Source organism: Aquimarina sp. AD10, from assembly GCF_003443715.1.
GTDB lineage: Bacteria > Bacteroidota > Bacteroidia > Flavobacteriales > Flavobacteriaceae > Aquimarina > Aquimarina aggregata.
This window is the reverse complement of the sequence record NZ_CP031965.1, coordinates 4740213-4754477: the sequence shown is the minus strand read 5'-3', so window position 1 is coordinate 4754477 and position 14265 is coordinate 4740213. Positions and strand designations below refer to the sequence as shown.

The window sequence follows — 14265 nt, the reverse complement described above, 5'->3', positions numbered from 1 at the left end:
CATCTAAAACCCTTTAAAACAGTATATTTTTTACTTATTGCAAAAAAAATATTAATAAATTTTACTTATTCTGTAAGTTTTCATCTTGTAAGTACAAAAAAGTGCTGTCGTCTCAACTTATATCAAAATTAAAACATCAGTTTTTTGATATATAGAAACGATTGGCCAGTTGTTTTTTTTAAAAATATAAACATTAAAAAATACAAACATTTTAAAAATTGCAAACATGAAAAATTTAAGAACAATATTTTTAGGTATCCTAGCCGCCTCATTACTAGCAGCCTGTAGTGACGATGATGATTCAACAATAATATCTCCACCGGTAGATACACCATCAGAGGCTAGTTTATTATTAGAAAGTATTAGACAGGACGGAGGAACTCCTTATGATGTAGACAATCCTGCTTTAACTTTTACCGCCGCACAAAATGTATTTTTACCAAGTGTATTAGGTATCGATTTCAGAACAGATAGATCAGTAGTACCGGCTGGACCCACAGCTAGATTCCCTATGTTTCAAGGTTGGGAGACAACTCCTAGTGGACCTAGACGCTCATATTATGTAATCACAGAAGCATCAGATAGAGATATGGCAAGAGAATTAGGGGTTATTTTTGCTCCAAGAATGGCAGCTTCAGTAGGTTCTGGTGGAGTTCAAAATGCTACTTGGACAGATGATGGAAGGCTTGTTTTTGAAGGTTCTGTAGATTTCTCTCCAAAAAGATCTCTAATAGCTGGGCCAACATCGGCAGATGGCTTATTATTCGGATTTCCTCCTGCAGAAGTTAATCCTGGAGCAATAGCAGATGCTGCATGGTCTTCATATGTGGTTTTACCTAGTGGAATTGTTATCAATGCACAAGTTGTAGCAAATAGCACTGGTATCCATGACAGAATACCTCACCCAGACGGAAACGGTCCTGCACAAGAAGACGATTTAAACAATCCAAATCTTGCAACAGATCAAGCTTCAGTAGTAATGCAACTTTTAGATGGATGGCAAGATGGAAAACCTTATTACTTTCATATCGTAACAGATACTTCTGATCCAGGACCAGCAACTATCGAGTTAGGCGTTTTTGCACCAAGATTAGCTGAGTTACCAACGTTTGGGTTATTCCCAGGAGGTTCTATGTTACCTTTTAGCCCTACAGCAAACGGTAGAACGACTAATACTGACGGTGATGGAGTTCAAGGTTTAAACTCTGCTTCTTTAAGCGATAGACAAGTGCAAGATCCTACAAACACATTCCCTATCGATCCTAGAGACGAAAGATATGCACCAATGTGGGATGCTCATATTACTGAATTTACAGTAGCAGAATCTGAACGTCCTATATTAAAGAGTTTTGAACAAGTAAATGATCTTTTAGCAGATGGTACTTTAATTCCTTTTAGAGGAAATGCAAATCCAAGTCCGTTAGCAAATTCATTATCTGATTTACTTACTGCAACCGGAGCGATTATTAACTGCCCAGTAATCACACAACCTGAAGGAAGTGTAATTGGAACTCAGATCGGATCTCCTCGTAATAATTAATAAAATAGTAATAACAAATAATTAAAAAAAGAAGGCTTAGAGATATCTCTAAGCCTTCTTTTTTTAATTATTTATACTCTTGACAAGAACATAAAACCATCAAAACAGATTCTTCGCATTAGCAAATTAATCACATTAATCTACTTGAACAGATTCTTGTTTAACAAATATATTTTCTACATCAATTACTACTCTTCTATAATCAAAAAGAGAAGCAATCGCATTTTTATCTTTTACCTCTAAAATTAAATGTATTTGTTTCCCTCCTGCCCCTGTAGGAACTACTATTTTAGTTTTTGACTGTTGAGGCTCCGAAATCATTATTTTTCCCGAATACGTTCCTACTTCTTCATAAACCCACCATTTAAAAATTAGTTCATCACCATCAGGATCGGAAGAAGAAGAGGCATCAAATGTAATTGTTTCACCAGCTAGAGCACTTATTCGTATAATTGAATTTGAATCATCTCCGTTTATCGCAGCTACTGGATGATGGTTAGCTTCTTTAAAAGGTTTTACACACCAATCCATACGACAAATCTGATCATTATACATAGCTTCTCGCCATCGCCATATTGGCGCATAATTATTATTATATACTTTGCCATCTTGTGAATCAACCCAATGATCACTTACTTCTCGATATGTATAAAATGGCGTTTCTTTTTCCTCATCGACTTTAATATCTACATGACGAGACCAAAAATCAGGCACCTTGTTTGCGCTAAAACGACCGCCCCATCCACCCCAATTAGGGTGATTAACATCAAAGAGTCCTTTATTCACAAGTCCCATCCAAGGTATAGTACCTCCACCTTCCATAAATCCTAAACCTCCATCTCGAAAACCATGATACCTGCGTTCGGGATATACTTTCCCCAACGCTCCATGATCTGTCATTACGTTTTTTATCAACCATTCATTTTGACCTGTTACGCTATATGCATAAGGTTTCCAATAATGTGGTCCAAGATTGGTAGTAATATCTCCGTCTGTCCCTCCTGGTCCGCCATACGCATATGTTTGATAATTACTACGTATCCAATGTATTTTAGGATAATTACTGCAAATCCAAGCTCCTGCATTGTCCTGAGCTCCATTTTCAAAAACTCGTAACTTATCTATAAAAGCTTGTAATTCCGTTTTTGAATGTTCTTTTTTATAATCATATAAGGCTTGTGCAAGTGTATTTGAACCTGCATTCACAACAATCCACACAGGTCTGGGGTCATCTTTGGTTACTACATCTATTATTAATTTTGAACCTTTACTTGATTTACCTTCACCAACGTCTGCAATCCCATATCCTTTCTGACCTGAACAAACAACTTTTCTCAATTCTTCTGGGTTAGGCCAACCACTAGCATGTTTTCTTAGGTTTGGAAGGTCTTTAGCATAAGCATCTAGTATTTCAATAAATAATTCAGGGTGATTAACTCTTCTGTATTCTTCTTTTGATTCAGGTCTCAAGTATTTTCCTGTTACAGCTATAAGACCTTCAATATCCATTTCATTAGAACATGTCATCATATGAGTAATTTGTTGAACTTCATCAGGTTCATTACCCATATCAGCAAGTATTATAACTCTATGTTTATCATTAGCATAAATTATTAATGTAGAGCAAAAAATTAAAATCAGTAAATAAGCTTTTTTCATTAGTGTATATGTTGAAGATATATTTAGTAAATAAAGTTTTTTAAATCAAAAAAAATAAAATTACTCTTAAAAAACTATTTAATCATTAACAATTAAACTCATTTTGTATTATAATAATATCATACAATTTTTAAAGAATTTGAATTGCAAACTCAAAATGTAAATTAAAAACTTCTTTTTACTTTTTGAAAACCTTTAGTTATATGTTAGCTACCTAACATTTCATATTTTCGGTTTGAATTTAAAAACACTTAAACTTTGTTAATTAAAAGCCAAATTTGGCTTTTAATTCATTTTTCAAAGATTTCTCCACCCTTAAAAAACCCCTACAAACATTGACTTTTTTTAGATTTTTAAGCTCATTTATTTGATAACCTTACATTTTTTATGGTTTTTTTCATGTAAGCATAAAATAGTACTGTCGTCTCAATTAACATCAAATTTTAAGTACTGAATTTGGATACTTAGAAAACGATTGGCCAATTGTTTTTCTTTTTTAAAGACACAAAAATTTAAAAAATTAAAACATGAAAAACTTAAAAACCTTACTCTTAAGCCTATTTGCTACTGCTATATTTACAGCTTGTAGTAACGATGATACAGTAATAAATGAAGAACAACCAGTAGCATCGGCAAAATCCTTAACATCTTTTAAAGCCCTAAAAGAAGCTAAAATATTACTAAACAGTATAAAACAAGACGGAGGAACTCCATTCAACGTTCTTAGGCCAGCACTTTCATTTACTTCAGAACAAAATGTATTTCTACCTAGTGTATTAGGTATTGATTTCAGAATAGACAGATCTGTAGTACCTGCAGGGCCAACAGCTAGGTTTCCTATGTTTCAAGGTTGGGAAACTTTACCCAATGGCAGTCGTAGAAAAGGATATTATGTAATAACCGAAGCGTCTGACAAAAAAATGGCAAAAAAATTGGGAGTTATATTCTCTCCACGAATGGCCGCATCTATAGGTTCTGGAGGAGAACAAAGAGGATATTTCACTCGTAAAGGAAGATTGGTATTTGAAGGGTCGGTAGATTTTTCACCAAAAAGATCTTTAGTAGCCGGACCTGCATCAGATGATGGTTTATTATTTGGTTTCCCACCTGCAGAAGCTAATCCTGGAGCAATCGCAGATGACAAATGGTCATCATATGTAGTACTTCCTAGTGGCGCCGTAATTAACGCTCAATTGGTAGCAAACAGCACTGGTATTCATGATAGAATTCCTAATCCGAACGGAAACAGCATTGCTGATCAAGATGATTTAAACAATCCAAACCTTGCTATTGATCAAGCATCAGTTGTAATGCAACTTTTAGATGGGTGGCAAAACGGGAAACCTTACTATTTCCATATAGTAACTGATACTTCTGATCCTGGACCTGCAACTATAGAACTAGGAGTTTTTGCACCAAGATTAGCCCAGTTACCAACATTTGGTTTATTTCCAGGTGGTTCTATGTTACCTTTTAGCCCTACGGCAAATGGAAGAACAACAGATACAGATGGTTTCGGAGTACAAGGCTTAAACACAGCTTCATTAAGTGACCAGCAAGTACAAGATCCAACAAATACATTCCCAATCGATCCTAGAGATACTAGATATGCTCCAATGTGGGATGCACATGTTACTGAATTTACAATTCCTGAAAATGAGCGTCCGATCTTAAGAAGTTTCGCCGAAGTGAATCAACTTTTAGCAGATGGCACTTTAATTCCTTTTAGAGGAAATGCAAACCCTAGTCCATTAGCAAATTCTTTATCAGATTTATTGACCGCAACAGGAGCAATTATCAATTGCCCAGTAATTACTCAACCCTCAGAAAGTGTAATCGGAACTCAAATTGGATCGCCTAGAAACAATTAATAAAGTATAAAACAAACAAATAGATTGTAATAGTAAGCTTAGAAACATTATATGTCTCTAAGCTTACTTTGTTTATATCTATAACCTTGGTAATAAAAAGGACAAATACATTTTGTTATATTTCCAAAAAAGTGAGAAGATTAGAAATCGAAAATATTTATTCTAAAAAATTTAGAAGATTCGCTAATAAATATTTCAAAAAAGTATGATTAAAAAACAAAATCAAACATCATCTTTTATATTACTAATAAAATAATGTGATTTTTAAAACTACTAAAATTACATTTAGGCATTCTTTTGAGACAACTACTTCATTCAAAAACCACTCTAATGTGTTAGCTGCCTAACACTTAAGACTTTTGAGTTTGATTTAAAAACGCTTTAATTTTGTTAATTAAATGCTAAAATTAGTATTTTATTTTTTTTCAAAACATTTCTTATTCTTTCACAAGCCCCAAAAACATTGATTTTTTTATTTTTAACTATAATTATTAGAACAATCATATTTTTTTAATACTTTTTTTCATGTAAGCATAAAAAAATACTGTCGTCTGAATTAATATCAAATTTTAAGCTTTGATTTTAAGCACTCAAAATCAATACTTAAAAAAAACAATTGGCCAATTGTTTTCTCTTTTTTAAACACACAAAAATTTAAAAAAATTAAAACATGAAAAATTTTAAAACATTACTTTTAGGCTTATTTGCAGCGTCGATATTTACAGCTTGTAATACTGATGATATAACCTCAGAGACCCCCCCATTAGTAACCAACAGTGAAACAGCAGAAGATGCTTTAGAACTTGAAGCTAAATCAAAAGGTTTTTTTCAGTCCCTAAGAGCCTTAAAAGAAGCTAAAATATTATTAAGCAGTATAAAACAAGATGGAGGGACCCCCTATAATGTATTTAACCCTGCTCTTCGTTTTACTTCAGATCAAAATGTATTTTTACCTAGTGTATTAGGTATCGATTATAGAATAGATAGATCTGAAGTACCAGCAGGACCAACAGCTAGATTTCCTATGTTCAAAGGATTGGAAACCTTACCTGATGGAAGTAAAAGAGAAAGTTATTATGTAATAACCGAAGCATCAGATAAGTTTATGGCCAAAAAATTAGGAGTTATTTTTGCTCCAAGAATGGCAGCTTCAATAGGTTCTGGAGGTGAACAAAGAGGATACTTTACTCGTAGAGGTCGATTGGTTTTTGAAGGGTCTGTAGATTTTTCTCCAAAAAGATCTTTGGTTCCAGGACCTACATCAGATGATGGATTATTATTTGGTTTTCCACCTGCAGAAGTTAACCCAGGAGCTATAGCTGATGCTAATTGGTCGTCTTATGTAGTATTACCAAGTGGAGTTGTAATCAATGCTCAACCTGTAGCCAATAGTACAGGTATTCATGATAGAATACCTAATCCTAATGGGAATGGGCCACAACAGGAAGACGATTTAAACAATCCAAACTTTGCTCCTGATCAAGCATCAGTTGTAATGCAACTTTTAGATGGGTGGCAAAACGGAAAACCTTACTATTTCCATATAGTAACTGACACTTCAGATCCAGGACCGGCTACAATAGAATTAGGTGTTTTTGCACCAAGATTAGCTCAGTTACCAACATTTGGCTTATTCCCAGGTGGTTCTATGCTACCTTTTAGCCCAACGGCAAACGGTAGAACAACAGACACCGATGGTTTTGGAGTTCAAGGTTTAAACTCTGCTTCATTAAGTGATAGACAAGTACAAGATCCTACAAATACTTTTCCTATTGATCCTAGAGACACTAGATATGCACCAATGTGGGATGCTCATATTACTGAATTTACAGTAGCAGAATCAGAGCGTCCAATCTTAAAAAGTTTTGAACAAATAAACGATCTTTTAGCAGATGGCACTTTAATTCCTTTTAGAGGAAATGCAAACCCTAGTCCATTAGCAAACTCTTTATCAGATTTATTAACCGCGACAGGAGCAATTATCAATTGCCCAGTAATTACACAGCCTTCGGAAAGTGTAATCGGAACTCAAATTGGATCACCGAGAAACAATTAATAGTAAAACAAATTATACAAAAGAGGCTTAGAAACATTTAATGTTTCTAAGCTTTTTTTATTGACATATTTTAATCAAAATGACTAGTTGATAATTCTGGATAACTTTTCGGAAACCGAACGTATCATTTTCTGTATTTTTGAACTACAGAAGTAAGGCCTTAATTTTTTCGAAATATATCTTTTATGTATTTAATTTTTGATACAGAAACCACCGGTTTACCAAAACGATGGGATGCACCTATTAGCGACAGTGATAACTGGCCAAGATGCATACAAATTGCTTGGCAATTGCATGATGCAATGGGAAACTGCATTGAGCATCAAGATTACCTTGTAAAACCAGATGGTTTTAATATCCCCTACGATGCCGAAAAAATTCATGGTATATCAACTGAACTTGCTGATCAGGACGGAATTACTTTGCAAGAGGTTCTTGAAAAATTTAATATAGCGCTTTCCAAAACTAAATTTGTAGTTGGTCAAAATGTAGGATTTGATGTTAACATAATGGGGGCAGAATTCTATCGTTTAGGTGTAGAAAATGATTTGCAAAACCTACCCGTTCTTGATACCTGTACAGAAACCACAGCATCACTTTGTCAAATACCTGGAGGACGAGGAGGTAAGTTTAAACTTCCTACTCTTACCGAATTACATCAACATCTTTTTGGAGTAGCTTTTGGAGAGGCACATAATGCTACTGCCGATGTAGAAGCAACAACAAGATGTTTTCTTGAACTAATTCGTAAACAAATATTCACAGTAGAAGAGCTTGATGTTGAGCCAGATTACTTTCAGAATTTTAAGGAGATTCATCAAGAACCTATTGAACTAATAGGGTTAAAACATATAAACCTTAAGAAAGCTTCACAAAAAATACAAGAAGCCCTTAATAAAAAAGGTACTTCTGATATATCTCAACAAGAAATTGAGAAGAATATAGCAGCTCTTGACGAAGTCAATTTTGCACATCTACATAATCACACTCAATTTTCAGTTTTACAATCTACTACAAGTATCCCTGATCTAGTTAATATAGCGGCTCAACATAAAATGACAGCTGTTGCCATGACCGATCATGCTAATATGATGGGTGCATTTCATTTTGTACAAGCCGTTTCTAACCATAACAAAAGTGTGAAAGCAGCTAATGCTGAAGCTATTGAAAATGGAGAGACTCCAACAGGTATAGAAATGAAACCTATTGTAGGATGCGAATTTTTTGTTTGTGAAAACCATAAAGATAAATCTCGAAAAGATAATGGTTATCAAATTGTGATGTTAGCCAAAAATAAAAACGGGTATCACAATCTAGCAAAAATGTCTTCTACTGCCTTCGTAGATGGATTCTATTATTTACCGCGAATAGACAAAGAGATCATAAAGCAATATAAAGACGATATTATAATTCTTACCGGTAACCTTTACGGAGAAGTTCCTAGTAAAGTATTAAATATTGGAGAAAAACAAGCTGAAGAGGCTTTATTATGGTGGTATCAAGAATTTGGTGATGATCTTTATATCGAGATCATGCGTCATAATCAAGAAGATGAAAATCGGGTAAATCAGGTACTGATTGATTTTTCAAAAAAACATGGGATTAAAACTGTTGCAACGAATAACACCTATTATTGTGAAAAAGAAGATGCCAATGCCCATGATATCCTATTATGTGTAAAAGATGGTGAAAAACAAGCAACACCAATAGGTCGTGGTCGTGGATATCGCTATGGCTTACCAAATCAAGAATATTATTTCAAAACACAAGAGGAGATGAAAAATCTCTTCAAAGATTTACCTGAAGCTATTATTAATGTACAAGAGGTTATAGATAAAATCGAACCTTTTGTACTTGCACGAGATGTACTTTTACCTGCATTTGATATCCCTGAACAATTTCAGTCTAAAGAGGATCAAATCGATGGTGGTAAAAGAGGAGAAAATGCATATTTAAGGCATATCACTTATCAAGGTGCTAAAATACGGTATGGCGACATCACTCCAGAAATCGACGAACGTCTGGATTTTGAACTTAAAGTAATTGAAAAAACAGGTTATCCTGGATATTTCCTTATTGTTGAAGATTTTATAAGAGCTGCAAGAGACATGGGCGTCTCGGTAGGGCCCGGTCGTGGATCAGCCGCTGGATCAGCAGTAGCATATTGTTTATGGATCACGAATCTTGACCCTATTAAATACGATTTACTTTTTGAGAGATTCTTAAATCCTGATCGTGTAAGTATGCCCGATATTGATATTGATTTTGATGATGAAGGACGAGGGCGAGTTATGGACTATGTAATTGAAAAATATGGCGCCAATCAAGTTGCGCAAATCATTACATACGGAACAATGGCTGCAAAGTCTTCCATTCGAGATACAGCCAGAGTACTTGATTTACCGCTTAGTGATGCCGATCGTATTGCTAAGCTAATACCAAATATGTCCAAATTAGGCAAAATATTTGGTGTAGATGAAGCCACATTAAAGAAAAAATTTAGAAGCGACGAATTAGAAAAAGTAAATGAGCTTCTTAACATAGCCGAAGGAAGTGATCTCGAAGCAGAAACCCTAAACCAAGCAAGAGTTCTAGAAGGCTCTGTAAGAAATACAGGGATCCATGCCTGTGGAGTTATTATTACCCCAGACGATATTACCAAATTTGTACCTGTTGCCCTAGCCAAGGACTCAGATATGTACTGTACTCAATTTGACAACTCTGTTGTTGAAAGTGCTGGATTACTAAAAATGGATTTCCTAGGGCTTAAAACATTGACTCTAATTAAGGATACCGTTAAGATTGTAAAAGCTAAACATGATGTAGATTTAGATCCAGAAAATTTCCCATTAGATGATGAAGAGACCTATGCTCTATTCCAAAGAGGAGAAACTGTAGGCGTATTTCAATATGAATCCCCGGGAATGCAAAAATACATGAAGGAGTTAAAACCTACTGTTTTTGCCGATCTTATCGCAATGAATGCTTTATATCGTCCAGGGCCTTTAGAATATATCCCTAGTTTTATTAATAGGAAACACGGAACAGAAGAAATCATATATGACCTTGAAGCATGTGAAGAATACCTAAAAGAAACCTATGGTATTACTGTATATCAAGAGCAAGTAATGTTATTATCACAAAAACTTGCTGATTTCACAAAAGGTGAAGCCGATGTCCTTCGTAAGGCAATGGGTAAAAAACAGAAAGCCGTTCTTGACAAAATGAAGCCTAAATTTATATCTCAAGCATCTGCAAAAGGTCATGCCGAAGATAAATTAGAAAAAATTTGGAAAGACTGGGAGGCATTTGCTGCCTATGCTTTTAATAAATCACATTCTACATGTTATGCTTGGATTGCATATCAAACAGCATACTTAAAAGCGCATTACCCTGCAGAATATATGGCTGCAGTACTTTCTAACAATATGAATGACATTAAACAGGTTACTTTCTTTATGGAAGAATGTAAGCGAATGAAATTAGATGTATTGGGACCTGATGTTAATGAATCTTATAGAAAATTCTCTGTAAATAAGGATGGTGCCGTACGATTTGGTATGGGAGCAATAAAAGGTGTAGGAACAGGAGCTGTAGCTACTATCGTAGAAAATAGAAAAGAAGATGGACCATACAAGTCTATTTTTGACATGGCTAAACGTATTGACCTTAGAGCAGCTAACAAAAAGGCATTTGAAAGTTTAGCTCTTGCAGGTGGCTTTGACTCATTTGGAGAAACACATAGAGGGCAATATTTTCATAAAGATGGAGATGATATTACTTTTCTTGAAAAAGCTATGAAATACGGCTCTAAATATCAAGAAAATGAAAACTCTTCACAAGTAAGTTTATTTGGCGAAGCCAGTGATGTTCAAATCCCTGAGCCTGTAGTTCCTCCTTGTGAAGAATGGGGAACCATGGAAAAACTCGCCCGAGAGAAAGAAGTCGTTGGGATTTATCTATCCGGACATCCGTTAGACGATTTTAAATATGAAATGAAATATTTCTGTAATGGAACTCTTTTGAATTTTGCTGATCTAGAAAATAACCTAAATCGTGAAATAGCGTTTGGAGGAGTAATTACGGGAGTAGAACATCGTACTTCAAAAAATGGAAAAGGCTGGGCAACATTTACAATTGAAGACTACAATACAGCTCATGAATTTAGGGTGTTTGGAGAAGACTATCTTAAACACAGACCTTTTCTAGTACAAAGTACTTTTGTGTATACTAAAGCATTTATAAAAGAAGGGTGGGTTAATAGAGATACAGGTAAAAAAGGAGACCCCAGAATACAATTTAATAGTTTTCAGCTATTACACGATGTTATGGAAACCTACGCCAGAAAACTAACAATCCAATTAGACATTAATAATTTATCAGACTCTAGAATTGATAGCCTAAAAGAACTATTAACCGAACATTCTGGAAATCATACTCTTAATTTTGTGATTTATGAAATGGCAGAAAAACTAAAATTACATATGCCAAGTAGAAAACAAAAAATAAACATTTCACCTGAATTATTAACTGCGTTAGAAAATGATGCTGTGTATTACAAATTAAATTAATGTATACAGACTATAATTTGCTGATCGCTCACGCAAAAAAGAATGTTTTATATTCTTTTGATTTTTAATATTTTAGTGAGTACAATGATTTATTTACTATAAAGATTAGTCTAATCAAAAAAGCTACTTGCCCAATTTTCAGCTTCTTCAAGCGTGGTAAAAAAAGTAAACGCCTCATTCCATAAAGATTGTTCTTTTACTGCCCTTTCTACCTCATCAGGATTATTAGAAACTATCGCAAAGCCAATCATATTTTTTAAAATTTTACCCTTATAAACATCCAGATCTATATCATGACCGTATTTTCGATGAGTTATAAAAACAAATTTTCTTCCTTGGTAAAATTCATCTAAGAGTGCAGTTATCTCTTTAGCGTTTTCTATGGTAATCGCTGATCCTTCATACATTACCAAAATGGCATGAGATTCTTTAAAAGTTAAGTGACAATATGAGAGTTGGGTTTCCTTCATTATTTCTAATTCAGTCTTACAAATATAATGTTAATTTCATTTTAGAACATATAAGTGTATATTTAAAGTATTGTTTTCGTAGAAATATAAATTAGATTATATTTCGATATTCAAACTTAGGTATCAGAAAACCATATAGCTAAATAGTCAAAACAAATACAACGATTGTAAGCTTTCGAAGAATTATTGACTAATTTTGTAATTATTAAAACAATATAAAAATTTAAACAATAAATAACTATGGCACTAGAAATAACAGACGCTACTTTTGACGAAGTAGTACTTAAAAGCGATAAACCAGTATTAGTAGATTTTTGGGCAGCTTGGTGTGGTCCTTGTAGAATGGTAGGTCCTATCATCGAACAAATTAGCGAAGAATATAATGGCAAAGCCGTTGTAGGTAAAGTAGATGTAGATGCTAATCAAGAATTCGCTGCTAAATACGGTGTAAGAAATATCCCAACTGTTTTGGTTTTCCAAAATGGAGAGGTTGTAGGTCGTCAAGTTGGTGTTTCTCCAAAAAATGTATACTCAGAAGCTTTAGATTCGCTTTTGTAATTACAACTCAATAATAAAAACAATAAAAGGTTTGACGAATTGTCAAACCTTTTTTATTTTCACAAAAATCTGCATGTATGGATATTCAAAAAGAAATAAATAAAACTGGTGGGTTTACTAATCTAGAATTATTAGCTAAACAAGTTGTAGAAGGGTTTATTTCGGGTATGCATAAAAGCCCTTTTCATGGATTTTCTGCAGAATTTGCCGAACATAAAGTATATAATAATGGAGAAAGTACTAAACATATAGATTGGAAACTTTTTGCCAAAATAGATAAACTTTTTACAAAACGCTACGAAGAAGAGACTAATCTAAGGTGTCATATTATTATAGACAGCTCATCTTCTATGCATTACCCTAAAGTAAAAGAGCACAATTTAAATTCCTTAAATAAAATTAGCTTTTCTGTTTTAGCTACTGCTTGTTTAATGAATATTTTAAAAAAACAACGCGACGCTATTGGGCTTAGTGTATACAGCGATGCATACGATTACTATGCCCCAGAAAAAGGTAGTGAAAGGCATCACCAAATGTTACTTAACAATCTTAATCAAACGATTGTTAGAGAAGCTGAACATAAGAATACTGAAACTTTTAAGTTTTTACATCTCATTGCTGAAAAAATACATAGGCGATCTCTTATATTTTTATTTACTGATATGCTTCAAGCTACAACAAGTCCCGAAAAACTTTTTGAAGCATTAAGACATCTTAAACACAATAAACATGAGGTTATCCTTTTTCACACTTTTGATAGTGAAAAAGAATTAAATTTTGATTTTAGCAATCGCCCTACTAGATTTATTGATGTTGAAACCGAAGAACACATTAACTTATACGCTGATAATATAAAAGACAATTATCAAAAAGCCGTTTCTACTTACTTTTATGACTTAAAAATGAAATGCGCCCAATATGGCATTAAGTATGTTGAAGCAGATATCACCAAAAACTTTGATAAAATTTTAACCACATATTTAGTTGAAAGGCAGAAATTTAGTTGATCTCGAAAAAAGATTTTGAAAAAAAACAAAAAAAAGATTTGCGGGTTCTAAAATGAGGTGTATATTTGCATCCGCAATAAGGCCTGGTCTGGTAGTTCAGTTGGTTAGAATACCTGCCTGTCACGCAGGGGGTCGCGGGTTCGAGTCCCGTCCAGACCGCAAAATTGTAAAAGCTTCAATTATTATTGAAGCTTTTTTTAGCAATTGAAAAATGTTGTGTTGATCCCGAGAGATCGGGATGGTTTAGTAGTAAACCGATGAGAAGCTTTTCCATATAAACTTGGAGAGGCTTTTTTTAATTCATGTATACAACATACAAAAAGATTCTACTGAAGCATTTTTGCACTTCGGTTAATCAAATAGTTTAAGATGGATTAATAATTGATTGCTATAGTATTCCAAGCTGATTTTTAGAGTAAAAAAGTACCTGATCAATAGTAAACTTAATGATTGTAACAATTCTTATTCAGCGCTATGCGACTTCGTTTGCTACACAATACTCTTGTTGAATCTATTTTTGTTGCCTCCTCCAT

The 14265-nt window shown here is 33.9% G+C and carries 8 protein-coding genes and 1 tRNA gene; 7 read left to right on the top strand and 2 right to left on the bottom strand.

Translation table 11 applies throughout. The features are described from left to right. Positions 1–226 precede the first annotated feature (226 nt). Positions 227–1540, top strand: coding sequence for a hypothetical protein (locus D1816_RS19700; protein WP_066313157.1), 1314 nt, complete (start codon positions 227–229; stop codon positions 1538–1540). A gap of 135 nt (positions 1541–1675) precedes the next feature. Here the strand turns inward: D1816_RS19700 and D1816_RS19695 are convergent, their stop codons facing one another. Next, on the bottom strand, positions 1676–3199 hold the full coding sequence (locus D1816_RS19695) for a nucleoside hydrolase-like domain-containing protein (protein ID WP_118505146.1): 1524 nt from the start codon (positions 3197–3199) through the stop codon (positions 1676–1678). A gap of 527 nt (positions 3200–3726) precedes the next feature. On the opposite strand from D1816_RS19695, the gene D1816_RS19690 reads away from it, so the two are divergent. The 3 genes from D1816_RS19690 to dnaE all read left to right on the top strand — a co-directional run bounded on the left by D1816_RS19690 (position 3727) and on the right by dnaE (position 11697). After that, the gene (locus D1816_RS19690; protein WP_233565330.1) at positions 3727–5070 is read left to right on the top strand and encodes a hypothetical protein; all 1344 of its coding nucleotides are present in this window, start codon (positions 3727–3729) and stop codon (positions 5068–5070) included. A gap of 670 nt (positions 5071–5740) precedes the next feature. Next, positions 5741–7126: a hypothetical protein gene (locus D1816_RS19685; RefSeq protein ID WP_233565331.1), complete on the top strand. Its 1386-nt coding sequence runs from the start codon at positions 5741–5743 to the stop codon at positions 7124–7126. A gap of 185 nt (positions 7127–7311) precedes the next feature. Further along, positions 7312–11697, top strand: a complete 4386-nt coding sequence (gene dnaE / locus D1816_RS19680; RefSeq protein ID WP_118505144.1) for a DNA polymerase III subunit alpha — start codon at positions 7312–7314, stop codon at positions 11695–11697. Positions 11698–11807: 110 nt separating this feature from the next. On the opposite strand, the gene D1816_RS19675 is transcribed toward dnaE, so the two are convergent. Next, positions 11808–12167: a hypothetical protein gene (locus tag D1816_RS19675; protein ID WP_066313143.1), complete on the bottom strand. Its 360-nt coding sequence runs from the start codon at positions 12165–12167 to the stop codon at positions 11808–11810. A 240-nt stretch (positions 12168–12407) separates the two neighbouring features. Here D1816_RS19675 and trxA point away from each other — a divergent pair, with 240 nt between their 5' ends. From trxA to D1816_RS19660, 3 genes are all read left to right on the top strand, one after another. Beyond that, positions 12408–12725 (top strand): thioredoxin, encoded by a 318-nt coding sequence (gene trxA, locus D1816_RS19670; RefSeq protein WP_066313142.1) that lies wholly within the window; start codon positions 12408–12410, stop codon positions 12723–12725. Positions 12726–12802: 77 nt separating this feature from the next. Next, positions 12803–13732: a DUF58 domain-containing protein gene (locus D1816_RS19665; protein ID WP_118505142.1), complete on the top strand. Its 930-nt coding sequence runs from the start codon at positions 12803–12805 to the stop codon at positions 13730–13732. An 85-nt stretch (positions 13733–13817) separates the two neighbouring features. Next, a tRNA-Asp gene (locus tag D1816_RS19660) sits at positions 13818–13891 on the top strand. The last annotated feature ends 374 nt before the right edge of the window (positions 13892–14265 follow it).